Genomic DNA, 25,110 nt, shown 5'->3' with positions numbered 1-25,110 from the left:
ATGGCTATTCCAAAACTGAACGCCTATCCGCTTCCCGGCGCAGAGCATCTGCCGGTTAATAAGGTGAACTGGCCGGTTGACGCCTCACGCGCGGCCTTGCTGATTCATGACATGCAAAACTACTTCCTCAATTTCTGGGGAGAAAACAGCCCGCTGACCGAACAGTTGATCGCCAACGTCGCTCGCCTTCGCCAGGCATGCCGTCAGCAGGGTATCCCGGTGTTTTATACCGCTCAGCCCAACCAGCAGAGCGACGCCGACCGGGCGTTGCTCAATGACATGTGGGGGCCAGGGCTCAATCGCCACCCGGAACAGCAGCGCATCACCGAAGCCCTGACACCGGACGACAGCGACACCGTGCTGGTGAAATGGCGCTACAGTGCCTTCCACCGTTCGGATCTGGAACAACGCTTGAAATCATCCGGCCGTGACCAGTTGATTATCTGTGGGGTATACGCACACATCGGGTGCCTGACGACCGCTAACGATGCGTTTATGCGTGACATCAAACCGTTCATGGTAGCTGACGCGCTGGCAGATTTTTCCCAGGAAGAACACCTGATGGCGCTGCGTTATACCGCCGGTCGCTGCGGCCGGGTGTTGACCTGTGAACAACTGCTGGATGCCCTCGCGCCGCAGGACGACGACGGCCTGACGCGCCTGCGCGCCGAACTGCTGCCGTTGCTGGATGACGATGACGACATCGGTGACGACGACAACCTGCTGGATTATGGTCTGGACTCGGTACGCATCATGTCGCTGGTTACCCGCTGGCGTCAGCAAGGGCATGACCTGGACTTCGTGACATTAGTGAAAAAGCCTACATTGCGTCACTGGCATCAGTTGCTCAGCCAGCGTCAGGCGGAGGAAGCATGAGCGTCGCGCTGGATTTCAGCGGTAAGCAAGTGTGGGTGACCGGTGCCGGACGTGGCATCGGTTATGACATCGCCTGCCGTTTTACCGAAGCGGGGGCGACCGTCACCGGGTTTGACCGCGCCTTTTCCTCAGACTCTCTGCCGTTTCACGCCATCGAACTGGATGTCAGCGATGCGGCGGCCGTTGCTGCCACCTGTGCCAGACAACTGGCACAGACGCCGCATCTGGATGTGCTGATTAACGGTGCCGGGATCCTGCGCATGGGCCACACCGAAACACTCAGTCAGCAAGACTGGCAGGATTGCCTGAACGTCAACGCAGGCGGCGCGTTTCATCTGTTTCAGGCCGTGATCCCACAATTTCAGCGGCAACGCGACGGTGCTATCGTGTCTATCGGCTCCAACGCCGCACATGTACCGCGCGTCGGCATGGCCGCCTATTGCGCTTCTAAGGCGGCGTTACGCAGCCTGTGCCTGACCGTCGGTCTCGAACTGGCCCCGTATGGCGTGCGCTGCAATCTGGTCTCTCCCGGCTCCACCGATACCCCGATGCAACGCAGCCTGTGGCACGCCCCTGACGCAGAACAGCATACCATCGCCGGTTTTCCGGAACAGTTCAAACTGGGTATTCCGCTCGGCAAAATCGCTCGCCCTCGCGACATTACCGATACGGTACTGTTTCTGGCGTCTGATTTGGCAGGCCACGTGACGTTACAGGATGTGGTCATCGACGGTGGTGCTACGCTGGGCGCATGACTCTGGCATGGGCTCTTGATGGAAAACGGGAGAAACACACCTTGATCTGGAAACGCGTCACCACGCTAGACATGCTCAACCAAATGAGTGAAGAGTGCATGTTGTCGCATCTGGGGATCCGTTTTGTCCACATGACGGACAACACGCTGGAAGCGCTCATGCCCGTAGACACCCGTACCCGACAGCCGTTTGGCCTGTTGCACGGTGGTGCTTCCGTGGTGCTGGCGGAATCTCTCGGCTCGGTAGCGGGCTGGCTGTGCACCGAACCGGGTGCCAGCGTGGTCGGCGTAGAGATTAACGCCAGCCACTTACGGGCGGTCACGCAGGGAGACGTGCGGGGAATCTGCCAGCCGCTGCATCTGGGCCGCCAGACACAAGTCTGGCAGGTAGAAATAGTGGACGAACGCCAGCGGCGCTGCTGTATTGCCCGGCTGACCACCGCGGTGATTCAACCGTAGAAGTTGTAAATACAGAAAGTCGTAAATAAGAGAAAGGAGGCCGATGGCCTCCTTCAGATTGCTGACAAACACCTTAATTATCGGTGAGTGGGTTTTCTGGCGTAACAAACAGTGCTGAGGTGGCCGACTTCGCCGGGTGAGCCGCATGACGCGGCGAAAGCCCGTGCCGCGTCTGGAACGCGTCACGGGCGGCCCGAACAGCGAAGTCGAACGCCGAAGGTAGCGCACAGCGCCACTGTTTAGCCACCAAGCCAGTGGTCAAGGAGAGGCGGCGTTTGAGCCTCTCATTGTCGTGCGTGCGATAAAGCAGCAAAGAAATTACACCGTTTATTCCGCACGAAACTGTTCACTGACCGGGCAAACTTCACCATTCATAAAACAACATCGCTGTTTGTAAACAGCCTCCTGGTAAGTTTTATTGCGCCAATACCGGGTAATCGGTATAGCCTTCCGCCCCCGCACTATAGATCGTGCTGCCGTTGAGTTCATTGAGCGGTGCGCCGCGACGCAAGCGTTCAACCAGATCCGGGTTGGCGATATACATTCTCCCAAACGATACCGCATCCGCCTCGCCATCCGCTAACAGTTGCTCGGCCGAGTCACGGGTCAGTCCATCGTTGGCGATCACCACGCCACGGAACGTTTTACGGATAATAGGCAGAATACGCTGTGGGGTATCCAGCGCTTCACGCACAAAGACGAAGGCCAGTTTACGACTGTCGAGTTGTTCTGCCACATAGACGAACAGCGCTTGCGGATCAGAGTCCTGCATTGAATGGGTGTTAGACATGGTATTGAAATGCACGCCGACTCGATCCGCAGGCCAGACGGTCAACACGGCATCGACGGTTTCAAGCAGGAAGCGCGCCCGATTAGCAATCGAGCCGCCGTACTGATCGGTGCGCTGGTTTGAGCCATCATGCAGGAACTGATCGAACAGGTAACCGTTGGCCGCATGGACTTCCACCCCATCAAACCCGGCGCGTTTGGCGTTTTCCGCCGCCTGACGAAAGTCTTCAACAATCCCCAGGATTTCATCCGTTTCCAGCGCACGTGGCACCACATAGGGTTTATAGGGACGAATCGTCGCCACATGCCCTTCTGCCGCAATGGCGCTGGGGGCCACCGGTAACTCGCCGTCCAGATAGACGGGGTCTGAAATGCGCCCTACATGCCACATCTGCAACACCATTTTACCGCCTGCCGCGTGTACCGCCGCATTGATGCGACGCCAGCCTTCAATGTGTTCATCCGACCAGATACCTGGGGTATTGGGGTAACCGACACCCTGTGGGGTGACGGCGGTAGCCTCCGTCAGGATCATCCCGGCACTGGCACGCTGAACGTAATACTCCTGCGACAGCGCGCTTGGGATGCGCTGATCAAAAGCACGCATGCGGGTCAGCGGCGCCATGACAATACGGTTTTCAGCCTGAATAGCACCAATATGGATAGGATCAAACAAACCTGGCATAGCGTTTTCCTTAATTTGTTGGCGGTCGATACGGGTGATTACGTCCCACCGCCTTGTGTTTTTAGCGAACGGTAATGTGATAGCGAAACGATAATGCGATAGCCGAATACCCAATAACAACGCTCCAGTAACAGCGGTAGCATCGGTAACGGCTCAGGACAAGGGATATACCTTATTGCAGGAACAGTCGCCATACCATTAGGTGCTAATAATGACGCATCAGGTTATAACGCCAGATGATGGTGGGCAAAGTACCCTCAGGCTTAACACTGGGGACAATGGCCCATCGGGCGATGGGCCAATAGATACATCAGATAAGCAAACCAACGCGTTGGTAGCCTATCAATGACGAAGATAGGTAGGGATAGCCACACAGCACACCAGCCTGTGTGCGAGTCTCGCCGCATCAACCGGCAGGCAACAGGTGCTCACCAAACGCCGCCAGACGTTGCAGCCCATACTCCCATTTACCAAACCCAGCTTCAGCATTGATATGCCCGCCTTCGCCCACATCCACCAGGCTACTTCCCCAGACTTTCGCCCAGTACTCGGCACGGGAAAAGGTCATCAACGGGTCGTTGTGGCTGGCAAATGCCAGACTGGGTACCGCCAGTTGCTCGGGTAGAATTCGGTCTTCAATCTCAAAACGCATGGGTTCTGCAGGTGCCACCAGCATCACACCGGCAATCCCTTCCATGCCCTGCTGGACCACATGGCAGGCGGCCAGCGCGCCAAAACTGTGGCCTATCAGCACCGCAGGGCGATCACAGGTCGCCAGTTCGCGGCGGATAGCCAACACCCAGCGATCCAGATCTGCCTGATACCATTCTTTCTGGCGGATACGCCGCCAGAAGGGAAACCGGCGTTCCCAGTAGCTCTGCCAGTGGTCTTCGTCACTGTCACGCAATCCCGGCACCAGCACCATCGTTAAGCGCGAGTCGAGCTCTCTCAGCCGCTGGTCTACTTCTGTTGTCTGCATCAGGTTCTGTGTCTCCCTGTTGATTGTCCGTCAGGATGACACAGACAGCATTAAAGACCCCGCCATCCTTACATCCTTTCCATTACAATCTGATAACAATATCAGTACCGGCTTACAGCCTACCACGGGATTCCTGATTTGTATCCTGATTCAGTACAGCAATTTACATGCTGGCCCGATTCACCAAAAAAACGATTTTTTCTTTTTATGTCTGGTACTTGCCGCCATATAACCTGCTGGCTTACCCCGTCTGACGAAAGAATACCCATTCCCCAGCGCTGGCGATACGACGATCATCGTCACTAGTGAGGAGCACCGGGCACATCAATAAGTCAGCGTTAAACATTCCGCTTGAATTTCGCCCCTGACCCAGCGTAGATTAGCGCCGATTCCCTTATCTGCCCGCCCAGGCGGCAGTGACTGGGGATCGTCTCAATGCAGGCGGCTCCTGAAAGCTAAACGCACAATCGGAATTATTGCTGGCGTAGGAATTATTGCTGGCGTAATAGTCCTGGAGAAAAATCAGTGAAGTACTTATTCATGGGCGTTTCGTTTATTTTATTTTTATGGGTAGGCACTTTTTTACTGATGCTGGAATAACCCTGACGGTTTTTCCTCATCCACTTCGACAGAAGGCTCCTGTTGAAGCGACAACAAAAAATAATTATCAGTACACGAAAGACGAATAAAACGACAGGCTGGCAGCTATTCTGCCAGCCTGTTTCTTTTAGCGGTACGGAGAAAAGGGACCGGCTGCAAGACGGTATCCGGCTCGTTAGTGACTCCAGCCACCAAGCACATTCAACACCAGACCAATTGCCCCGCTCACCGCCAGCCAGGGGCCGAACGCCAGCGGTTGCTGCATACTGATACGCCGGATGCGCCGCCACAACAGTGTCGCCACCAGCCCGGCTAACGACGCGATCAGCACCAGATTAGGTAACGCCTGCCAGCCAAGCCAGGCACCCAACGCGGCCAGCAATTTGAAATCACCATACCCCAGCGCCTCTCGTCCACTCAGCAGGCGAAATCCCCAGTAAATCAGCCACAGCGACAGGTATCCCGCCATGGCACCGACAACCGCCTGCTCAAGCGGTACAAACGTATCGGCCAGATTGAACAACAACCCGCACCATAACAACGGCAATGTCATCACGTCCGGTAATAGTTGGGTGCGCGCGTCAATCACTGCCAGCGCCAGCAACATGCTAATACACAGCAATGCCCCCAGCAGCGCCAGCCCCGGTTGCCAGAGTAAACCCGCCAACAAAAAGGCGACCCCTGACAACAATTCAATCAGCGGATAACGCCAGGATACCTCGCCACCGCAGCAATGGGCGCGCCCACGCAGCCATAACCAGCTCAGCAGCGGAATGTTGTCACGTACGCGTAAGCGTTGATGGCAGTGTGGGCAGGAAGACGGCGGCCAGCACAGATCATAACGAGCAGGCGGCGCACCAACGGGCAACCCCAGGTGGAAACGCGCCTCCTGCCGCCAGTGCCGCTCCAGCATGACAGGTAACCGGTGGATAACCACGTTGAGGAAGCTGCCGATGACCAGCCCCAGTACGAGCAGCATACCCAGCCAGATACGCGGGCTAGTATTGGCGAAGGTGACCAGATCCATGTTTTCTCCTATTCCGATCCCTGATGGCCTATACCCCTCATACTTCAAGTTGCAGGTGTGTTGGCGGCGTTACTCGGCCCATCAATGGGCCTCGCCCTTCGGGCCGCTGCAAGCAGCGTTCAAATCGGCGTATGCCGATTTGTCGTTCACCCGAATCACTTACCTGAGTAAGCTCATCGGGATGAAATGAGAGACATCCTGTCTCTCACCAGAGGCCAGCCGTTGGCTGGTCAAATTCGTTCCCAACGAATTTGTCACTCTCTTGCCGCGTTACAAGGCTCTAACGTGCCTTGCCCTAAAGGGCCAACGCATCGCGTTGTTCAACACGCGAGCGTGTTGTCCTGCAACTCGAATTATTTTGGGTATATACACCACTGTCAGCGCCGGCAAGGCAGCCGGGTAGCGGACATTATTTTTTACGAGCCAGCGCACAGTGCGGCTGACTCGCGGATTGATCCGTTACAATACCCACTCCCGTTACAACACCCGCTCCAGCGACAATCGGGTCACTTCCACGATGCCTGGACTGTTGGGTACCGCGGTCACATCCATTCCTTGGGTAATCACGCCGTTTTTCTGCTCCAGTTCGGCCAGCCAGTGCAGCAGATTATTAAAGTCGCTACGGGCCAGCGTTACCGATACCTGCGACTCCTGCGGCTGCATACGCAGTACAGTAATGCCGAAACGGGCCGCGCTTTGCGGCACCAATACCGTCAGGCTGATGTCACGACCGGCAATTTGTCGCCGTGCGCCTTCCGGCGGCGGTAACCGTGGCGCTTGCTGTTGCATCCAACGCACGGTCTGGCGCTCACGATCGATAGTCATCTGCCATTGCCGCGCACTCTCCTGCCAGGGTGACCAGATCAGATAATACAACAGGCAAAGTACCACCAGAGCGCCACACGCCAGCATCATCATCCGCTCGCGCTGGCTCATTATCTGCCAGCGACGACGTAACTCATTCATGGCTGACTCCTCAGGGTTAACTGGCCTTCAACATGGTCTTTTTCCTGCTTCATTTCCCCCGGCGGGATCTGGAAATACGCCTGGGCCTGCTGACGGAACTGCTCCATCTGCGCATAGGACGTGGCACGCAGGCTGAGCCGTAGTTCATCGCGGCTCCGATCGTACGACAACGACTGCAACGACACGCCGTCATTCTGCGCCACTAACTGCTGCAACCGGTTCATCTGTTCAGTCAAGGCAAAGCCACTGCCCCCTGTGCGCACTTCCTGCAAATGGCGTTGCATCTGCGCACGCGGGTTAACCACCTGTTTTTCATCCGGGAACAATTTGCGGTATACCCGTACGCTTTCCTGACGCCAGTAGTCCGCCTGGCGATACAGTTGATAATGGGTCCAGACCGATTCCCCCAACACCAGCAGCAACCAGGCAGACAAGGCAATCAGCACATTGCGCCACGGCAACAGCGCCTGTTTCCAGGGCTTCACCGGCGCATACTCCCCCTGCCGCAAATCCATACTCATTGGCAAGGTCGCTTGTGCCACCAGTGTCAGTAAATCGGTTACCGGTTGTGGTTGCCAGGTGAGTGCCGACGCAGGTACCGGGCTGTAGCAGTGTACGGCAGGTAATGGCTGAAAGCTGGACAGCAACGATTGATACCAGCTTTCCTCAGCGGCCATGCCAATACCGGTATCCTGGCGGAATAACCACAGATTCTGGTGGCTAATGGCACTCCAGGCGCTATCGGCACGCGGCAATGCCATCACATCCGGCATGATGGTTTCTAGCGGCACGCCCAGTTCCTCGCACAACGTCAGCCACGCCTGCAAACGTGACTTTTGCACCACCGCTACCGTTGCGGTATCCCCTTGCATGTCCATAACGGCAAAATGCAACTGGTCAATATCGCTTGCTACCTGCTCTTCCAACATAAATGGAATCGCCTGTAACAGTTGCCGACGCGACTGGCGTGGTAATGACAGGTTATGCAGCGTCACATCCGTGGACGGCACCAGTGCCCGTACCGACATGACCGGATAATCCGCCAACGCTGACTGAAGGCTCTCCAGCGTGCCCGTACCTTTGGACAGCATCTGGTGACGGCTGACAGACCAGATAAGCCACTCCAGACTGCCGGAGGCTTCTGTCGGTAACCGCAAAATCAGTTGTTGTTTGCCGCTGATATTTTCGGCCTTATTCATGGGTTCACCGTCCTATATCCCCCGTACTGACGCTGTACTACCTCAGTCTGTTTACCGCGGTGAAACAGGCTGCGTTGATAGAATTCACTGTCGTCCACCCGTATCTGGATATCAGCAAAAAACCAGTCGCTCTTTATCACCAGCACCTGGCGAGCGCCAGTCTTACCATTTCCCGACAGCGTCAACATCCCCATAAAATCATTCAGATTGCGCCACCCCTGCGGTGGTCGTTGCTGCAAAATGCGCTCAGCGATATCCCGACTGATTTCGCCCATGAATAACGCCGATAGCAACGGCGCGCTGTCTGGCGTCAACGTATTCACGTTGATAGCCAGCTTGTCCACCGGCAGGACGCAGACATAAGGCAATAACCGACGGTATAACCCCGCATCCACCCCCATGACCGCCCGCAGTTCTGAAACATCCGCCATGCGCTGGTTACCAGGATGAAAGTTGACATAGCTGTCGTCTTCCGCACCGTTCATTAGCGGTTCACTATCCTCATCGATCCAATCGCGTACCGCATCGGTGATATGTTCCGCCTGCTTAGGCTCTTCCCCCAACACAATCAATAGCTGGCGAAAAACCCGCGCGGCATACGGCCCTTGCTCAGGGTTGGCGCTGTTGGTGCTACTGCTGTTATTACTACTTGTCCCGCTGTTACTACTTGTACTGCTTGTATTGCTACTGCTTGTATTGCTACTACTCGTGTTATTGCCTGTTGAATTGTTGCCGCTACTATTGCCGGACACGCCCGTCGCCGTTGTACTCTTTGCCGGGCTCAACGCATTCAGATTAAGACAAGCCTGACCATCCTGCACCTGGGCGCGAATTTCACTGCCGTCCGACATTACCTGATGGTCCACTTTAGACCAGGGCTGGCCGATAAAGGTACTTTGGGGCGACGCCTTCGCATCACGCTGTAACACGCTGGAAATCAGCGCCTCCGCACCCAGGGCATACCAGCGGGCCTGCGTACGGTTGAGTAAATTGCTGGTACGTTGCCAGGCTTTACCGCTGCGCTCCGTAATCGACGCGGCGATAGTGACCATCAATGCCAACATCAACATCACGATCAGCAGAGCGACTCCACGTTGGCGACGACTCATGAATCCCCCCCGCTGTTATCATCCGGTGCAGCCTGCTGGTTCTGCTCGCCATCGGTATTGTCCTGCGACTGTTGTTCCTGACTGCTCACGTTCTTATCGTCGTCGCGGCTATCGCCGTTTTGCCCGGCCTTATTTTGATTTTGCGTTGCCACATAGCGCGGCGTCACCATAAACACACGGGTAATGTCGCCGTAATCCCGCAAGGTCACGACGATAGCGATACCTCGCGGCAGATGGGTCGCATCATCCCAACGATCCTGCCAGCCATCCTTGCCGAAAAAGCGCAAGACGAAACCACTGACGCCGGTTAACACCGCTCGTATCGCAGGTTCCTGCGTCGACAGCGGCTCGGAAGAATCATAGAACAACCGCTCCAGCGTATCGCCACGCAGCCGGTATCCGACCCGCTGTAGTTCCGAACGCGGCATGATGCCCAGCGGGTTGAGCCAGCCATTACGGATGAAGCTGACTGCCCAATCAGCGCTGCCTAATTGATAACGCTCAGCATAAAACCCCAGTTCATAGCCTTGGCTACGGCGCGGAACGATTTGTGAAAAATCCCGCTCCATCAGGGAAAAGCCCCGTTGCAGTTCTGCCAGTCGGGCTTCTTTGCGCGCTGACGCCTCATCGTTATGCATCACGCCGTTCATCACCTGCGAGGCAGCCAGACTCAACGCCGCGAAAATTGCCAGCGCCAGCATCATTTCCAGCAAGGTAAAGCCGCTTTCTGGCCGTTTCACTCTTTCTGGACGTTTCACTGCGCAGGGTCTCCCGGCTGAACCTGATAACTGCGCAATACGGCATCGGCAGCGCGGCTGTCACGATCATGGCGCACTTCAACATCGATGGCGCGTACCTGTGGATCCGCTGTGGCTACCCCCTGAATGCGCCAAAACCACTGTGAACCGGCAAAAGTCACCTCCCCCGTCACCCATTGGGTTTGCGGCCACTGTTTTTCCAGCCGCATCACCGCCTGTTGGTTTTCCGCAATCCAGAGCGCAAACGTCTTCTCTTCCAGACGCCCCAGGCTATTGGCCTGCTGCGCGGTTGTTTTCAGCACCGTCAACCCCGCCAACGCGAAAATAACCAACGCCACCATCACTTCAAGCAACGTCATTCCCTGCTGTTTCATCCCTTAGCGCTCCGCTTCCGACGACGTATGTAGCTGACCGTTGGTATCAACCTGTAGCCAGGCAGAGTCATTACCGTTACGCAACGTCAGACGAAAAGGCGTCACTTCGCCGCCCGGCAGAATCAGGATATGCGGGTCGCCATTGCCTGGCGAAAAACCGGCACCATCACCCGCTGCCCCTGCCTGCGTAGACAGTTCAATTTGAAAGCTAGCCGGCAGTTCGCTGGGTGAAGACAGGCGGTACGGCTGCCACGGTACCCAGACATAGCGCAGACGTTGTTGATCTTCTGGCGAATTCTCCACGACCTGACGCTGCAACAGTGCGTATTGCCAGCGGTGAGGCTGCAGATAAATCCCCAGAATATGGTCATTCATCTGGCTGTCCTCCACCGCGTATTGCAGTTGTGCTTTAAAGCGGGCTATCTGCCAGCCGCTATCCTGCTGCTTGGGCGCAGGGATCGCCATCATGACCAGTGTGGCGGCAATGCCAGCCAGCAACACCACCAGCATGATTTCCAGCAGCGTGAATCCCCGCTGGCGCACAATCAGGGGTTCCCGTTGCCGTTGTTACCGTTATTGTGCGCACCATTGCCGACATTCCAGTTGCCAATGTCGTCATCGGTATCCGGCATGCCATCCGGGCCGTAGGAGAACACGTCTATTTTGCCGTGGCGACCTGGGCTAACCAGTTGGTAGTCGGCTCCCCACGGGTCTTGCGGTAAACGGCGAATATATCCATCCTGCGGGTAGTTTCGTGGTTCCGGCGGCGTGGTCGGTTTTTTCACCAACGCGCCCAGCCCTTGTTCGGTTGTCGGGTAACGGCTGTTATCCAGTTTGTACATGTCCAGTGCGCTCTCCAGCGCCACTATGTCGCTGACGGCTTTCTGCTTGTCGGCTTTTTCTTTGTTGCCCATCAGGTTCGGGACAACCAGACTGGCCAGTACGCCAAGAATGACGATGACCACCATGATTTCCAACAGGGTAAAACCTCGCTGACGTCGTTCCATCTCTTTGTTACCTCATTAACGTATCAATCTTCGCTACATACTCATTAGGGTATTCAACTGCAAAATCGGCTGGAGAATAGCCAGCACGATGAACAGCACAATGCCAGCCATACTCACCACCAGTAGCGGCTCAAACAGCCCCAGCGCCAGTGTCATCTGGGCGCTGAATTCACGATCCTGGTTATCCGCGGCGCGAGTCAGCATGCCATCAAGTTCGCCGCTGCGTTCGCCGCTGGCGATCATGTGGCGCATCATCGGTGGGAACAGCGATGTCTGCTCCAACGCTTTGTGCAGGCTCACCCCTTCGCGTACAGCGTCAGTCGCCTGCCCCAGCCGGAAGCGGGCATAATCGTTGGTCAGGACATCGCCGCTGATACGCATCGCCTGCAATAGCGGCACCGCGCTGGAATTCAAAATACTTAATGTGCGTGCGTAGCGGGCGGTGTTAAGACCACGGGCAACCCGCCCAATGACAGGCAAAAACAGTAAACGTCGGTGGAACGCCAGACGGTGCTTCTCATTACGCAATAACACGCGTAACCCCATGACCGCCAGAATCAGCAATAACACCACCCAGGGCCCGTAGGTTCTCACCGCATCGCTGACGCTCATCAGTAACCGGGTGGACAACGGTAGCGTCTGTTTCATGTGAATAAACTGCTCGACCACTTTAGGCACCACGGCAGACAACAGGATAGACACCACCGAAATCGCCACCAGGGTCAACACGCAAGGGTAAATCATCGCCTGCTGAATACGGCTACGCATCTGTTGACGCTGTTCGGTGTAATCCGCCAGTCGATTTAACACCGCATCCAGATGACCCGAGGCTTCGCCCGCCGCCACCATAGCGCAGTACAGCCGCTCAAAACTGCCGGGGAAATTCCCCATCGCTTCAGCCAGTGAATGCCCTTCCACCACTTTGGCGCGCACCGCCGCCATCAGGGCGCTGAGCTTCGGTTTTTCGCTCTGCTTCGCCACCGCGTCGAGTGCTTCTTCCAACGGTAACGCCGCCGCAACCAGTGTCGCCAGTTGCCGGGTCAGCAAGGCCAGATCGCTGGCGCTGATACGGTGGGAACGGCGCAACGACAGCGAAAAACCACTGCGAGGAGCGGCTTCGCCGCGCTGCTCCTCAATGTTGACCGGTACCAGTCCTTTCTCACGCAGCAGTTGGCGTGCATGACGCGCAGAGTCCGCCTCCTGCATACCCTGACTTTTCTTTCCCTGGGCATTCAATGCCTGATACTGGAACAGCGCCATGTCATTCCTCTTTCGTTACACGCACCACTTCTTCCCAGGTGGTGATGCCTGCCAGCACTTTGTCCATACCATCCTGACGAATCGTGATTCGCCCATCGCCGAGCATCCGGGCAATGCCCAATTCACTTTCGCCGCGATGAATCGCCGTGCGCACCGTGTCATCAATCAGCAACAGTTCATGGATACCGGTACGACCACGATAGCCACTGTAGTTACACTTCTCGCACCCACCGGGATGGTAGAGTGTGGTTCCCACCGCCAGTCCGGTCTGTTTTGCCTGTTCCTCATCGACGGCATAGGGCTGACGGCATGACGGGCAGAGTGTACGCACCAGCCGCTGTGCGAGCACACCCAGTAGCGACGTTGACAGCAGAAACGGTTCAATTCCCATATCCTGCAAGCGGGACAACGCCCCCAGCGCGCTATTGGTATGCAGGGTAGATAACACCAGATGCCCGGTTAGTGACGCTTGCACCGCAATTTGTGCCGTTTCACCGTCACGAATTTCCCCTACCAACACCACGTCCGGGTCCTGACGCAAAATGGCACGCAAACCACGGGCGAACGTCATATCAACCTTGGGGTTCACCTGGGTCTGACCAATGCCCTCCAGTTCATATTCAATCGGGTCTTCCACCGTCATGATGTTGCGCTCGGCAGAGTTGAGTCGACTCAAGGCGGCATACAGGGTGGTACTTTTCCCCGAGCCGGTAGGGCCGGTAACCAGAATGATGCCGTGCGGACGGTGGATCAACGTATCCAACTGACGACGGTTATGTTCCGCCATCCCCAGTGTTTCCAGATCCAACCGCACGCTGTTTTTATCGAGCAAACGCAACACTACGCGTTCGCCATAGTTAGAAGGCAGGGTCGAGACACGCACATCGATAGCACGGCCGCCAATGCGCAATGCCATACGTCCATCCTGCGGGACGCGCTTTTCGGCAATATCCAGCTTGGCCATGACTTTGATACGCGATACCAGTAATGACGCCAGTTGGCGCTGCGGGCGCAAAATCTCCCGCAACACACCATCAATACGAAAACGGATCAGCAGGTGGCGCTCAAACGTCTCGATATGGATATCCGACGCCTTGTGTTTGATGCCCTCCGTGAGCATGGCGTTGATCAACCGAATAATCGGTGCGTCGTCGTCAGCATCGAGTAAGTCATCGCTATCCGGCAGCTCTTCGGCCAAGGTGTAGAAATCGATATCGTTACCGATGTCCTCCATCAGGCGTCGTGCTTCTTCAGAATCGCGCTGATAACGCATAACCAGTTGCCGCTCAAACTCTTCAGGGCTGACCTGACTGACCGCCAACGCCACCCCGGCGACCCGGCGAGCCTCCAGTAACGCCAGAGCCGAGGTGCCGGGTACACAAACCGCCTCGGCGACGGTTGCCGACTCATCTTGCAGCAACAGAATTTGCTGTGACCGGGCAAACGCAAACGGCAGTACAGGCCGTAAGTCAGACGTGTGGGCGGGCTGAGCGCTCATCGCCCCTCCGGCTGATAAAACGCGGCGATGGATGACTGCACCTGTCGGAAGGTGTAGGTGTTGCCACCGGGTAAACGCACCGTGTTGCTATCCAGCACACTGCTGCCTTCACCGCGCTGCTGTTGCTGTTCGTTGTTAAAACTGCGGTATTTAGTGATTGACGCATCCTGAAATTGTTTCGGGTCACGGATGATGGTCGGTCGTAAAAACAGCATCAGATTACGTTTTTTCACGCTCTGGCTCTTCGAACGGAACAAATTGCCCAGCACCGGAATATCGCCCAACAAAGGCACTTTGCTGTTGTTTTCATCGGTCGATTTATCGAGTAAGCCGCCGACGACCACCGTTTCGCCATTGCTGACCATGACCGCGTTATTCACCGTTCGGGTATTAAAGGTCACCCCCAGAGAACTGTTGGCGCTACTGCTGCTGTCCGCCACGCTGGACACTTCCTGCTCAATTTGCAGCAACACCGAATCGCCTTCGTTGATCTGCGGTTTGACGCGCAGTTTGATACCGACGGTCTTACGCTCGACGGTATTAAAAATGTTGTTTCCTGAACCCACCGTGGTTTGCGATCCGGTCAATACCGGCACTTCCTGACCGACATTGAAGGTCGCTTCCATGTTATCCAGCGTCACAATGCTGGGTGTCGCCAGCACATCGTTTTTACTGTCGCTGGACAGCGCGGTCATCAGCATCGACCAGTTACCACGATAAAAACCGGCGGTAATACCGTTGAAGCTACCGAGTGCGCTGGCATAGGCCGTGGTCAGTGTTCCATCTTTACGAAACTGATCGGTGCCGATCACCGCCGTTGAAATCGGTATGCCGGTATTGGTGAATTGGGTCATCCCGGCGCGATTATTGGCCCACTGAATCCCCAGGTTCAGCCCATCAGCATCCTGAATCTCAGCGATGATCGCTTCTACCAATACCTGAGGCCGACGAATATCCAATTGGTTAATCACCTGTTCCAGGTCCCGCATGATATCGGGCGGCGCGGTGATGATCAGTGAGTTGGTCTGATCATGGGCGCGCACCGTCACCTCTTTCCCCTGAATCATAATCGTGCGTCCACCAGAGCTGTTGGTTGAACCAAACGCAGAACCAAACCCCATACTGGAGCTGGATGAAGACGACGATGATGAGGAAGAAGATGACGAGTTGGAGGAATTATTAGACGAACTGAGATTACCGTTGCTGTTGGTGCCGCTGCCTGAGCGCGAAGAAGACGAATTGTTCGATGATGAATTGCGACTCCCGCTGGTTCCGTTACCGGCCAGCACTTCAATCAGATCCAACGCTTTGGCGTACTTGAGGTAGATAACTTTGGTGCCGCCCTGCACCACCTGTTTGCGATCCAACTGTCGGATCATCTCTACCGCACGCTGGCGGGCATTTTCTTCACCACTGACCACCACCGAGTTGGTCCGGCTATCCGCCACCACATTCGCCAGCATGGTGCTGGGCAACGAATTCTTCTCATCCGTTTTGTTGAGATCGTTCACCAGTTTGGCCACATCGTCCGCTGATGCGTAGGTCAACGGCACGGTGATCATTTCACGATCGCCGGTTTTATCCACAGTATTGACGATATCCACCAACCGTTTGATAACCGCAGCTCGCCCGGTCATCAACAGCACGTTGGACGGTTCATAATGCACCACCGTACCGGCACCCGCGTTATCGTTAAGTTGGCGCAGTAACGGTGCCAGATCGCGAGCGGCCACATTATTGAGCGGCACCACACGTGTAACCAGTTCATCGCCCACACCGGGCTGTTCGTTATTCGCCAGCGGAATCGACGACGATTTGGCATCTTTAGAGCGGATGACTTTCAAGACGCCGTTATCCATCGGCACGACTGAAAAGCCATAAACATCCAGTACACTGAGGAAAAACTGGTAGTACTGCTCCTCGTTCATCATGTCATAACTGCGCACACTGATCGTGCCGCGCACTGTTGGGTCAATAATGACCGTTTTGTTCAGGTTTTTACTGACCGTATTGATGAACTCCTGAATATCAGTTCCTTTAAAACTGGCTGAAAATTCAGCGGCCCAGCCACACGGCGAGCCAAGCAGGAGAACGGTTAGCCCCAGCCACCCCAAGCTTTTTTTTATCCCTTTGCCAAGCACGTTACTCGTCTCCCCCAAATTCCATATAAATATCCTGACGCTGCCCATCCCGCTCAATCGTCAGGGTAAAGTTATGCACATCGGCCATACGTTCCATGGCCTTTTTCGCCTGTTCTTCGTCACGCAAATCCAGCCCATTCAGGGCAACGGCCATATCGTTATCCTGAAGTCCAACACGGTAGAATGAGTCGCTTTTCGGCCCGGGATTCAACCGGTATCCTTGCAGTTTGTTGCTGTTCATCACCGGCGAGAACGATACGTAATCACTCATGGCGGTGGAAGCACGCTGCTGAAGCTGCTCATTCACCTGCGCACCGGGGACGCCGTCCGCACCGGTCTCTTCCTGACCATACAACCCCAGCACCTCATAACGTCCCTGATACTGCAACACCACTTTATCCGGCTGGATTGACACGATTTTGGCGTTATAACCGGGGACCTCTTCATTGACGCCGCGACTAAACTGCTCGTTGTCTTTGCTAATAATGGCGATAGATCGGGACGCATCGTCACCCGCCATCACACCGGTCAGCGAAAGATTCAGCGTAGAAGGGGGAAGATTGCTCATTTGCGATGCATCCAACGCGCCCGCACGATTTTTTTCGGGAGAAACGCCGAACAGCGTGAAGTCATTCAGGGTAACAGGCTGCTGACGAGCTTGAGCCGGTGTGATCTGCACACTGGCGACCGGCGTATTCTCTGGCAAACCGATGCGCCAGAAAATCATCGCCAGTTGCTGACAAATGAGCAGCATTAACAGATAAAACAAAATCCGTCTGATAACAGACGGAGATAACGGTGGCAGTGTCGAGATATTCATCTGCAAACAGTATCCCTATGTGTTCGCCGATTATCCTTGCCACGTTCGCAAACGTGGAATAAGGGCCATACAGCGCCATGTTTAACGGCATGGCATCCATGTGAAATGGATGCAACTTCTGAAAAACAGCGCTTCTGCGTTGGTTGTCGTTTTACTACCTGCGGGCCAGACCTCACCCATACAGGTAACGATGTGTGTTCAAACTGGTTTGCCGCAAAGGCCACACGGTCACATGGTGGCATTCATGCCTTGAGCATTTTTATGCGTTTTTCACCATTACGCCGCGCTTACGCGACACCTGTCTACAGTCGTGTTGCTGGCTGACAGGCATCCTGTTTCCTGTTATGCCAGGCGAGTGACACGTTGTACTACCGTGCCGGGTCGCACTAAAATCTTCAACAATATAACCCAGGTTAATGACAAGACAATCCTCCAGTCAGCAACCATTTTTCTACCCTGTTTCAGTCACTACTCGATATCATTGGTCATACAAGTATTACCGAAATCGCTTAAACACGTAGAAATATTCTGTCTTGTAAAAGAATCGTATTTTATTGACATACTCATTTCATGTCATGACTAAGATTGCTGACTGATACAAAAATACAATTTTCTTGCAGAAATGACTTTTATCGCCAATGACATCTCGTCTTTTTATCTAAAAAAAGCGATCACGTGAGAGATTCATTTTCCGCTAAACCTTTGATGAACCGCCTTATTGCCCCTGATTCTCTTCCTGCTATTCGGTCCATCGCCAAATACGTCGGATTATTTAATCACCTGACGTCATTTAGGTTTCTTATACTCTATCTGCTGCCTGTGATTCTTTTGTGTACAAAAAAAGAAACAACACCATCATGATGGTAAAACACCGTTTCATTAAAACATATTCCTGCATTTTTTTTGCGACTAGCCTCAAATTTTTACCGGCATTAATGAGCAGCGTAATAGAATGTTGTTGAAATGGCATTCAGGTCACATAACTGGGATGAAGCGTTGATTATTCCTTTTCATTCCCAGGAAAATAAGGCATCCGCATTCCTACCAAGGTCTGTCAGATGGATTCACAAAAGAGCGTCAGGCTACATAACCGTTGAGGTAAGACGTGAAAAATACACCGGAAGTAACATCATCGACCCAGTCAACCTCGTCCCAAACAGGCTACCGCATTCCCGGTTACTTGCTAGCGGTTTACGCACTGCTGCTGTTCACGCTGGGGTGGTTTGGTCATCAGCACTGGGTGGACATCCACTCTCCATCAACGCCTATGGAAGCGATCGCCGCTTCGCCAGCACCTTCACCGGCGCTTGCAACACATCCCCATGACAAGCCAACCGAGGCTACCGCGCCTCCTCCGGCACAGACAGCCGTGAATCATCAGGACACCTCAGCTGAACCGACTGATATCGCAGGAGAAACGAAAGCGCAAAAATCGCCAGCCCATTGGCAAACCGCGCAACCCGGCGAATTACCCTCTATCGCCTTCAGCGCCCACGTTTATACCTCCGACCCGGACAAACGCAGCGTCACCCTGAACGGAGAGCGTTATCGGGAAGGCGACACCCCGTATCCAGGGCTAATTATCGAGCAGATTGAACAGGATATGGTGATATTCAGCTTCGATGGCGAGCCGTTTATTCTGGATTCATTGCAGGATTGGCCCGGCGGGAAACCAGGAAGTGATGCCAGCGAAGATTCAGTGCCGAAAACAACGTCGAAACCGGAAAAAACCATCAGGACCACGAAAAAATAGTGCAGCAACTGCACATCAGGCAGTTGCTTGCCTCATCAGCGGACGGTACGCATGGTGTCAAGGAATGGCGTCATCGTGCGGTTGAACGACGAGCACTGTGTGGCTTTGGGCGTACCATCTTTTAGCAGCCCCTGATACAGGTTTTCACTCAGTTGCGGCAACGATTGATAGCGGGTCGTATCCCAACCTTTTTGCGCCGCCACCTTCATTGCCGTTTTCAGGATCACGCTGTCATCCGGCAAGTCACTGCGCTCACACTGCACCCGCAGGTATTTACTGGCCGCCACCAATGACGCCAGTTGGCTGACTTGTTCATTAACCGACAGGCTGGTTGTACTGCGAGACGCCGTGTTTTTCACCGGCGCGGACGTTTGACAGGCCGCCAGACTCAGACAACAGATACCGAAAAGCACCACTTTTAACGAAGATACATGCATGACTCAACTCGTCTTATTGATTAAGTTCCATCTCTGGGATGCCCGACATGGGCACCTGCCTAGCAAACCATTATCCCTTTGCCGCCACAAGTGGCGACAAAGGACGGCGTGATCAAACCATCAGAAAAATATTTCTGCAAGCCAGGGCAGGCTTATCACCCTTTCTTATTGCCGGACAACGCGTTAGCGGCGGGCAATATGCCATCGGCACGGAACATGGCTTTGATACCACGCACCGCCTGTCGAATACGGTCCTGATTTTCGATCAAGGCAAAACGCACATGCGTATCGCCGTAATCACCGAACCCAATGCCGGGAGAGACACACACTTTCGCCTCCGCCAGTAATCGTTTGGCGAACTCCAGCGATCCTAAATGCGTGTACGCATCCGGGATTTTCGCCCAGACATACATTGAGGCTTTAGGCTCATCCACCATCCAACCGGCTTCATGCAGACCACGCACCAGCACATTACGGCGCTGGCGATACTGCTCGGCAATATCGCGCACACATTGCTGATCCCCTTCCAGTGCGGCGATCGCCGCTACCTGTAACGGGGTGAAGGTGCCATAGTCGTGATAACTTTTGATTCGCGCCAGTGCATTCACCAGCTCCGGGTTACCCACCATGAAACCGATACGCCAGCCTGCCATGTTGTAGCTTTTTGACAGCGTAAAGAACTCTACCGCTATCTCTTTAGCACCCGGCACCTGCATGATTGACGGCGCTTTCCAGCCATCGTAAACGATATCGGCGTACGCCAGGTCGTGTACCACCAATACCCCATACTGTTTGGCCAACGCCACGACCCGCTCAAAGAAATCCAGCTCAACGCACTGCGCTGTCGGGTTAGACGGAAAACCTAAAATCATCATTTTAGGTTTGGGAATACTTTCACGGATGGCACGCTCCAGCTCGTTGAAGAAATCGATACCCTCGATCAACGGCACTGAGCGCACCTGCGCACCGGCAATAACCGCACCATAAATATGAATCGGATAACTGGGGTTCGGCACCAGTACGGTGTCGCCATGATCCAGCGTCGCTAGCATCAAATGTGCCAGCCCTTCTTTGGAACCGATTGTGACTATCGCTTCACTTTCGGGATCAATCTCGACCTGATAACGCTCGGCATACCAGCGGGAAATCGCCCGACGCAACCGCGGGATACCCCGTGATGTGGAATAGCCGTGGGTGTCTTCACGCTGGGCCACCGTACACAGTTTTTCGACAATATGCGGTGGTGTCGGGCCGTCTGGATTGCCCATACTGAAATCAATAATGTCCTCGCCGCGACGACGCGCAGCCATCTTCAATTCAGCCGTGATATTAAAAACGTAAGGTGGGAGACGATCGATGCGCGCAAAATGGCGCTGAGAAGTAGAATCAGCCATAGAATCCTCAGGATAACGTGAGCGCCCGGACCGTCCGAGCGACGCAGGCCCGTGAGACGGGCAGTTACTCACCCTATCCCAGTTAACCCAGGCTGTCGATAGCGACAGATAATTATTTTTTTCCCCGCGCAGGTGTGATTTATCCGGCGATTTTTCCGGCTATTTCCGTTCCCCCCCTATTTCGACGACATTCACCACCGATGAGTATTGGACACGCCAACACCATCGACACCCACAGCATATCTTTTTCCTATGAAAGACTGCGGCAACACCCTTTCACCCAGTAAGGGAAATCAGTATCTTTATGCGCGGTTACGACGCGCGACAATCTTTGTTCCTGATGCCTCAGACTGCCGCTGGCAGAACTGCCCGTCCGATTCCTAAAATTTTCCCACATGCCTGAAGCCGTCGTGTTTCCAGTACGGCAAATACGGCGTTATGACATGGTTTTGCCCGACATCATTAAGGAGTGTTGTCATGCAGCGTACGGTTTATGTTGATGGTCAGTATCTGCCGGAATCCCAGGCCACCATTTCGGTATTCGATCGTGGTTTTCTGTTTGCTGATGCAGTGTATGAAGTGACATCGGTGATTAATGGCGGATTGGTCGACATGGATGCACATCTGGTGCGGCTACAGCGCTCTTGTCGCGAGCTTTCCTTGTCGCTGCCCGTGTCGGATGATGACCTGAAAACCATCCACCAACAGTTGATCGAACGAAATCACCTACAGGAAGGCTCAATTTACCTTCAACTCAGCCGCGGCAATGGCGGTGATCGCGATTTCTACTTTCCGTCGGCGGATGTCAAACCAACGCTGGTGTTATTCACCCAGGCTCGCCCTATTATCGCCCACCCCAAAGCGGAAACCGGGCTCTCGGTGGTGACCTGCCCGGATATTCGCTGGCACCGTCGCGATATTAAAACGGTCAGTTTACTGGCGGCCTGTATGGCTAAAGAGTATGCGCACGCCCATCAGGCAGATGATGCCCTGCTCGTTGAAAACGGCTTTGTCACCGAAGGTACCTCCTGCAACTGCTACATTGTGCTGGATGACAATACCGTGGTTACTCGTCCGCTGAGTCACGATATCCTGCACGGTATTACCCGCCAGTCACTGCTCGCTCTGGCCAAACAGCAGCAGATCAAGGTAGAAGAACGGCCATTCACACCGGAAGAAGCCAGGCAGGCACGGGAAATATTTATCACCTCAGCCACATCCTTCGTGTTACCTGTGGTGAACATCGATGGTCGGCAGGTCGGCGACGGCAAACCTGGGCCTGTCACTCGCCGCCTGCGTGACATCTACATTGCGATGGCACACGCCCAAACCCGTTAACCACCCCATCCGTCTGACAAACCGGCCCCGACTGAAGCGAAGTGCCGGTTTGTTACGATTACGACAAGACGCCTACCGTTTACCCTAAGATACCGAAGTCACAATACTGTCTCACCCTGCATTCCCTTACGTGCCTACTCCCCAGTGCGTTACTGTCTGGGTAGCGGTAACGCGTCTGTTTGTAGCGAGGAAATATCCACGTTGCTTTCCAGCACCATTTTTTGCGGCACGGCCAGCGGGATATTCTCGGCTCTCAGGCGCTTGATGATGTCGAACAACAGGTCACTCTTGGCTGACGATACCATGCGTGGACTACCGACATAGCCGGTGACACTGAGCACCATACCGTTTGGCGTCAACTGGCTGAATATGACAGACGGTGTTGGGGTGTCCAGAATTTTTTCATGTTCGTGGTAAGCATCGAGCAGAATACGTCTGACCATTTCTGGATCGATATCCAGCGGGAAAGTGAGTGCCAGTGTGGCGACACCGTGTGGGTTACCCATCGTAATATTGCGGACATTCTGCGAAATAAACTGAGAGTTCGGCACAATCACGGTAGAACGATCTCCCAACTGAATTTCCGTCGCACGCACATTAATACGCCGAATATCCCCTTCGACGCCACTGATGTTGACCAAATCCCCCACTTTGACCGGCCGCTCCGTCAGCAGGATCAACCCGGAAATAAAGTTCTTCACGATTTCCTGCAAACCGAACCCGATACCGACGGATAACGCACTGACAATCCAGGCCAGCTTGCTCCACTCGATGCCAAGCGTCGCCAGTGTCAGCAGAATAATCAGGATGTAGCCAATATTGGAATACAACGTTACCAGTGACGCCTTGATACCGGCTTCGAGCATCGTTTTCGGGAAAAAATCATGCTCCAGCCAACGGCGAGACACCCGCAGGCTATAAATACCAATCACCAGCAGGATAATGGCATTGACCAGATGGGCAGGTACGATGCTGATAGACTCCAGCCCTTTGCCGCCCCAGATTTCGACGACTTTCTGCACCAGCTCAACCGGTGTCGTAGAGCCAAAGGTGCCATTCATCAATGCCACAATCGCCATCAAAATCAGCATGACTTTCAACCCGGCTGACAAAACAGTCGCCGCCTGATCCAGATGGCGATCATCCAGATTCAGTGTTCGCTTAATCTGTCGGCCACAGGCGAATGCGGGTGAAAACACGCTCTCGCACACATCTTCCACAAAGGTCGTCATCAGATACAGCAGCGATAACACCATGCCAACCCATACCAGCTCATACGTCAGGAAGCGAGCCAGCGAGATATAGCCAATCAACAGCGACACCAGCACCGCCAGCGTCGTTAACAACACAGCCAGATGAACCAATCCCGCCAGCGTAGAGCGTGCTTCTGGTGTTTCACCAGCCTCTACCATACGCCGCCGAATCTGATCGCTGCGTAAGGCAATGGCCCAAAACGCCAGCGCCAGAAACAGTGACGACAGGCCGTTGCCCACGACCGTCACCCCCACAGAAATGCCGCTAACCGTGTTAATCTGTTCAATCACACCAAAAATAACGATCAAACTGGTGGCAATAATCGAGAACGGCTCCATCGCCTTCGCCACCGGGTTAGCCATCGCCGGTAATCGCCACGATGGGCGTTTATTGGAGAGAAAAGCGCGTCCGAGTGCGGAAATCATCGAGCAGAACACAACCAGCCGCACCAATCCTTCCATGAAGCCTTCCGCGCGATCGGTCACATCGCCATGACGGGTGAACACATAATCCACCAACAGAATGGCCAGCCCCATCGTCAGCACCGTGGAAAACACCACTGCGATAGCCAGGAAACTGCGTCTCAGGCGGCCTTCCGGCAAAAGATGAATTCCCGCGCGCGCCAGATATTTCTCCAGCAGCTTTCGGCCGACCGTACCCAGCGCTATCGCCAGCAACAGGAAAAACGCCGAACCATAACGCCACTCAGGTTGCCAGGCTGCGCTAAACGCTTCACCCAGGTCATCTCTCAAGTCGGATAAACGCTCCATATCCTCCTGCAACGGCTTGATTATGGGTGACCAAAATCGGCTGCCAAGAATACTGCCGGAATTGAGCGCCAGCTGACTTTTCAGCACATTGCGGCGTAATGCCAGAATCTGCGTCGACAGGTTCTCAGCACCGGTTTTTATCGACTGAACCTGATTCGCCTGCGTATCCAGTTTTTGTTTTTGTTGATTAAGCGAAGCGCGTTTACGCGTCACCTCCGCCGTTTCACTCACCGCAGCCTGTGGCGCAGGCGCTGGCCCTAACACATCAAGTTGAGCCTGCAACTGAGCACGCATCGGTGCAATAACACCCGCGAGCTTATCCGCACTGGTCACCAATTCCAGCGTGGTATCGTTAAGCGCATTGAGCCTGGCGTCAGTGGTCGTGCCGGAAACCTGTTGTTTGATACCATCGAGCTGTTTTTGCAACTTCACCAGTTCGGTATCCACATTCACTTTTTCTACGGCATCCCCCTGCCCATCTGATACCGGGTCTGTCGCCGCCATACTCACGGAACTGAAGGCAAACAACGCCATCAGCAGCATCACTCCATAAACCCCGAATAGCCTTTTACGCATACACTCAATGTACCCTTGATACTGTCGACAGCCGGTACAGCACACCCCATACCGGTTGCCTATAAAATAAGAACCCACGTCACTCTGCAGGCAGGTGGCTACTAACTTACTCAGCAATGAAGGTAAAACTCAAACAGATATCGCCGAAACTGCTCAACGTGCGAGAACACTCGCGATATGCTGACGTGATTTGCAACAATAACAAGGGATAATACGACAGTTGTTCAGGGATTCGCCGACCGACCCGAATCGCGCGCCAATTCATTGACTCATCAGTGATGCCCGGT

The 25,110-nt window shown here is 54.5% G+C and carries 23 protein-coding genes; 6 read left to right on the top strand and 17 right to left on the bottom strand.

The genetic code is table 11. The features are described 5' to 3' along the window. The 3 genes from LF929_RS06370 to LF929_RS06360 are packed head-to-tail and all read left to right on the top strand — an operon-like array spanning position 1 to position 2,089. On the top strand, positions 1-876 hold the full coding sequence (locus LF929_RS06370; protein WP_210176499.1) for an isochorismatase family protein: 876 nt from the start codon (positions 1-3) through the stop codon (positions 874-876). Further along, on the top strand, positions 873-1,631 hold the full coding sequence (gene dhbA / locus LF929_RS06365; RefSeq protein WP_038908588.1) for a 2,3-dihydro-2,3-dihydroxybenzoate dehydrogenase: 759 nt from the start codon (positions 873-875) through the stop codon (positions 1,629-1,631). Before LF929_RS06370 ends, dhbA begins: the two co-directional genes overlap by 4 nt. Positions 1,632-1,672: 41 nt before the next feature. After that, positions 1,673-2,089: a hotdog fold thioesterase gene (locus LF929_RS06360; protein WP_016941155.1), complete on the top strand. Its 417-nt coding sequence runs from the start codon at positions 1,673-1,675 to the stop codon at positions 2,087-2,089. Positions 2,090-2,504: 415 nt separating this feature from the next. Here the strand turns inward: LF929_RS06360 and LF929_RS06355 are convergent, their stop codons facing one another. Further along, positions 2,505-3,563: an alkene reductase gene (locus LF929_RS06355; RefSeq protein ID WP_226092746.1), complete on the bottom strand. Its 1,059-nt coding sequence runs from the start codon at positions 3,561-3,563 to the stop codon at positions 2,505-2,507. A 406-nt stretch (positions 3,564-3,969) separates the two neighbouring features. Next, on the bottom strand, positions 3,970-4,542 hold the full coding sequence (locus LF929_RS06350) for an alpha/beta hydrolase (protein WP_226092745.1): 573 nt from the start codon (positions 4,540-4,542) through the stop codon (positions 3,970-3,972). A gap of 540 nt (positions 4,543-5,082) precedes the next feature. Here LF929_RS06350 and ypdK point away from each other — a divergent pair. Further along, on the top strand, positions 5,083-5,142 hold the full coding sequence (ypdK, locus tag LF929_RS06345; protein WP_099048981.1) for a membrane protein YpdK: 60 nt from the start codon (positions 5,083-5,085) through the stop codon (positions 5,140-5,142). A gap of 175 nt (positions 5,143-5,317) precedes the next feature. Here ypdK and LF929_RS06340 read toward each other — a convergent pair whose 3' ends face one another. The 12 genes from LF929_RS06340 to gspC form a co-directional block, all read right to left on the bottom strand. Continuing rightward, positions 5,318-6,169, bottom strand: a complete 852-nt coding sequence (locus LF929_RS06340; RefSeq protein WP_226092744.1) for an A24 family peptidase — start codon at positions 6,167-6,169, stop codon at positions 5,318-5,320. Positions 6,170-6,646: 477 nt separating this feature from the next. Further along, the gene (gene gspM, locus LF929_RS06335; RefSeq protein ID WP_038905084.1) at positions 6,647-7,135 is read right to left on the bottom strand and encodes a type II secretion system protein GspM; all 489 of its coding nucleotides are present in this window, start codon (positions 7,133-7,135) and stop codon (positions 6,647-6,649) included. Next, positions 7,132-8,334, bottom strand: a complete 1,203-nt coding sequence (gene gspL / locus LF929_RS06330; RefSeq protein ID WP_226092743.1) for a type II secretion system protein GspL — start codon at positions 8,332-8,334, stop codon at positions 7,132-7,134. Before gspL ends, gspM begins: the two co-directional genes overlap by 4 nt. Beyond that, positions 8,331-9,443 carry a type II secretion system minor pseudopilin GspK gene (gspK, locus tag LF929_RS06325; protein WP_226092742.1) on the bottom strand — a complete coding sequence of 371 codons (1,113 nt, stop codon included), beginning with the start codon at positions 9,441-9,443 and terminating at the stop codon, positions 8,331-8,333. Before gspK ends, gspL begins: the two co-directional genes overlap by 4 nt. After that, on the bottom strand, positions 9,440-10,201 hold the full coding sequence (gene gspJ, locus LF929_RS06320) for a type II secretion system minor pseudopilin GspJ (RefSeq protein WP_226092741.1): 762 nt from the start codon (positions 10,199-10,201) through the stop codon (positions 9,440-9,442). Before gspJ ends, gspK begins: the two co-directional genes overlap by 4 nt. Further along, positions 10,198-10,575, bottom strand: coding sequence for a type II secretion system minor pseudopilin GspI (gene gspI, locus LF929_RS06315; protein ID WP_012885481.1), 378 nt, complete (start codon positions 10,573-10,575; stop codon positions 10,198-10,200). The genes gspJ and gspI overlap by 4 nt, the downstream gene beginning before the upstream one ends. Before the next feature lie 3 nt (positions 10,576-10,578). Continuing rightward, positions 10,579-11,118 (bottom strand): type II secretion system minor pseudopilin GspH, encoded by a 540-nt coding sequence (gene gspH / locus LF929_RS06310; protein WP_019844983.1) that lies wholly within the window; start codon positions 11,116-11,118, stop codon positions 10,579-10,581. A gap of 2 nt (positions 11,119-11,120) precedes the next feature. Further along, positions 11,121-11,582: a type II secretion system major pseudopilin GspG gene (gene gspG, locus LF929_RS06305; protein ID WP_016941164.1), complete on the bottom strand. Its 462-nt coding sequence runs from the start codon at positions 11,580-11,582 to the stop codon at positions 11,121-11,123. Between the two features lie 33 nt (positions 11,583-11,615). Next, positions 11,616-12,842 carry a type II secretion system inner membrane protein GspF gene (gene gspF, locus LF929_RS06300; RefSeq protein WP_038905090.1) on the bottom strand — a complete coding sequence of 409 codons (1,227 nt, stop codon included), beginning with the start codon at positions 12,840-12,842 and terminating at the stop codon, positions 11,616-11,618. 1 nt (position 12,843) lies between these two features. Beyond that, positions 12,844-14,340: a type II secretion system ATPase GspE gene (gene gspE / locus LF929_RS06295; protein WP_038905091.1), complete on the bottom strand. Its 1,497-nt coding sequence runs from the start codon at positions 14,338-14,340 to the stop codon at positions 12,844-12,846. Further along, complete coding sequence (gene gspD, locus LF929_RS06290) at positions 14,337-16,481, bottom strand: type II secretion system secretin GspD (protein WP_038908595.1); 2,145 nt, start codon at positions 16,479-16,481, stop codon at positions 14,337-14,339. The genes gspE and gspD overlap by 4 nt, the downstream gene beginning before the upstream one ends. Position 16,482: 1 nt before the next feature. Further along, positions 16,483-17,301, bottom strand: a complete 819-nt coding sequence (gspC, locus tag LF929_RS06285; protein WP_038905093.1) for a type II secretion system protein GspC — start codon at positions 17,299-17,301, stop codon at positions 16,483-16,485. A 1,105-nt stretch (positions 17,302-18,406) separates the two neighbouring features. On the opposite strand from gspC, the gene gspB reads away from it, so the two are divergent. Beyond that, positions 18,407-19,054, top strand: coding sequence for a type II secretion system assembly factor GspB (gene gspB, locus LF929_RS06280; RefSeq protein ID WP_226092740.1), 648 nt, complete (start codon positions 18,407-18,409; stop codon positions 19,052-19,054). Positions 19,055-19,089: 35 nt separating this feature from the next. Here gspB and outS read toward each other — a convergent pair whose 3' ends face one another. Next, positions 19,090-19,491 (bottom strand): GspS family T2SS pilot lipoprotein variant OutS, encoded by a 402-nt coding sequence (gene outS, locus LF929_RS06275; protein ID WP_038905095.1) that lies wholly within the window; start codon positions 19,489-19,491, stop codon positions 19,090-19,092. A gap of 155 nt (positions 19,492-19,646) precedes the next feature. Then, positions 19,647-20,885 carry an alanine transaminase gene (alaC, locus tag LF929_RS06270; protein ID WP_210174151.1) on the bottom strand — a complete coding sequence of 413 codons (1,239 nt, stop codon included), beginning with the start codon at positions 20,883-20,885 and terminating at the stop codon, positions 19,647-19,649. 477 nt (positions 20,886-21,362) lie between these two features. Between alaC and LF929_RS06265 the strand changes: the two genes are divergently transcribed. Beyond that, positions 21,363-22,223, top strand: coding sequence for a D-amino-acid transaminase (locus tag LF929_RS06265; protein WP_226092739.1), 861 nt, complete (start codon positions 21,363-21,365; stop codon positions 22,221-22,223). A gap of 149 nt (positions 22,224-22,372) precedes the next feature. On the opposite strand, the gene LF929_RS06260 is transcribed toward LF929_RS06265, so the two are convergent. Continuing rightward, positions 22,373-24,823, bottom strand: coding sequence for a DUF3772 domain-containing protein (locus LF929_RS06260; protein ID WP_226092738.1), 2,451 nt, complete (start codon positions 24,821-24,823; stop codon positions 22,373-22,375). Positions 24,824-25,110 lie beyond the last annotated feature (287 nt).

Origin of the sequence: Dickeya oryzae, from assembly GCF_020406815.2 — a bacterium.
Taxonomy (GTDB): Bacteria; Pseudomonadota; Gammaproteobacteria; order Enterobacterales; family Enterobacteriaceae; genus Dickeya; species Dickeya oryzae.
The sequence above is the reverse complement of the archived record's forward strand: the minus strand, read 5'-3'. Positions and strand labels throughout refer to the sequence as shown.

Excerpts from the sequence above, each read along its gene's own strand:
- outS (WP_038905095.1), bottom strand. The coding sequence starts at position 19,491 with ATGCATGTATCTTCGTTAAAAGTGGTGCTTTTCGGTATCTGTTGTCTG.
- gspG (WP_016941164.1), bottom strand. The coding sequence starts at position 11,582 with ATGGAACGACGTCAGCGAGGTTTTACCCTGTTGGAAATCATGGTGGTC.
- gspK (WP_226092742.1), bottom strand. The coding sequence starts at position 9,443 with ATGAGTCGTCGCCAACGTGGAGTCGCTCTGCTGATCGTGATGTTGATG.
- LF929_RS06355 (WP_226092746.1), bottom strand. The coding sequence starts at position 3,563 with ATGCCAGGTTTGTTTGATCCTATCCATATTGGTGCTATTCAGGCTGAA.
- LF929_RS06340 (WP_226092744.1), bottom strand. The coding sequence starts at position 6,169 with ATGGATCTGGTCACCTTCGCCAATACTAGCCCGCGTATCTGGCTGGGT.
- dhbA (WP_038908588.1), top strand. The coding sequence starts at position 873 with ATGAGCGTCGCGCTGGATTTCAGCGGTAAGCAAGTGTGGGTGACCGGT.
- LF929_RS06370 (WP_210176499.1), top strand. The coding sequence starts at position 1 with ATGGCTATTCCAAAACTGAACGCCTATCCGCTTCCCGGCGCAGAGCAT.
- gspM (WP_038905084.1), bottom strand. The coding sequence starts at position 7,135 with ATGAATGAGTTACGTCGTCGCTGGCAGATAATGAGCCAGCGCGAGCGG.
- gspL (WP_226092743.1), bottom strand. The coding sequence starts at position 8,334 with ATGAATAAGGCCGAAAATATCAGCGGCAAACAACAACTGATTTTGCGG.
- LF929_RS06265 (WP_226092739.1), top strand. The coding sequence starts at position 21,363 with ATGCAGCGTACGGTTTATGTTGATGGTCAGTATCTGCCGGAATCCCAG.
- LF929_RS06350 (WP_226092745.1), bottom strand. The coding sequence starts at position 4,542 with ATGCAGACAACAGAAGTAGACCAGCGGCTGAGAGAGCTCGACTCGCGC.
- gspE (WP_038905091.1), bottom strand. The coding sequence starts at position 14,340 with ATGAGCGCTCAGCCCGCCCACACGTCTGACTTACGGCCTGTACTGCCG.
- LF929_RS06260 (WP_226092738.1), bottom strand. The coding sequence starts at position 24,823 with ATGCGTAAAAGGCTATTCGGGGTTTATGGAGTGATGCTGCTGATGGCG.
- gspF (WP_038905090.1), bottom strand. The coding sequence starts at position 12,842 with ATGGCGCTGTTCCAGTATCAGGCATTGAATGCCCAGGGAAAGAAAAGT.
- gspI (WP_012885481.1), bottom strand. The coding sequence starts at position 10,575 with ATGAAACAGCAGGGAATGACGTTGCTTGAAGTGATGGTGGCGTTGGTT.
- gspC (WP_038905093.1), bottom strand. The coding sequence starts at position 17,301 with ATGAATATCTCGACACTGCCACCGTTATCTCCGTCTGTTATCAGACGG.
- alaC (WP_210174151.1), bottom strand. The coding sequence starts at position 20,885 with ATGGCTGATTCTACTTCTCAGCGCCATTTTGCGCGCATCGATCGTCTC.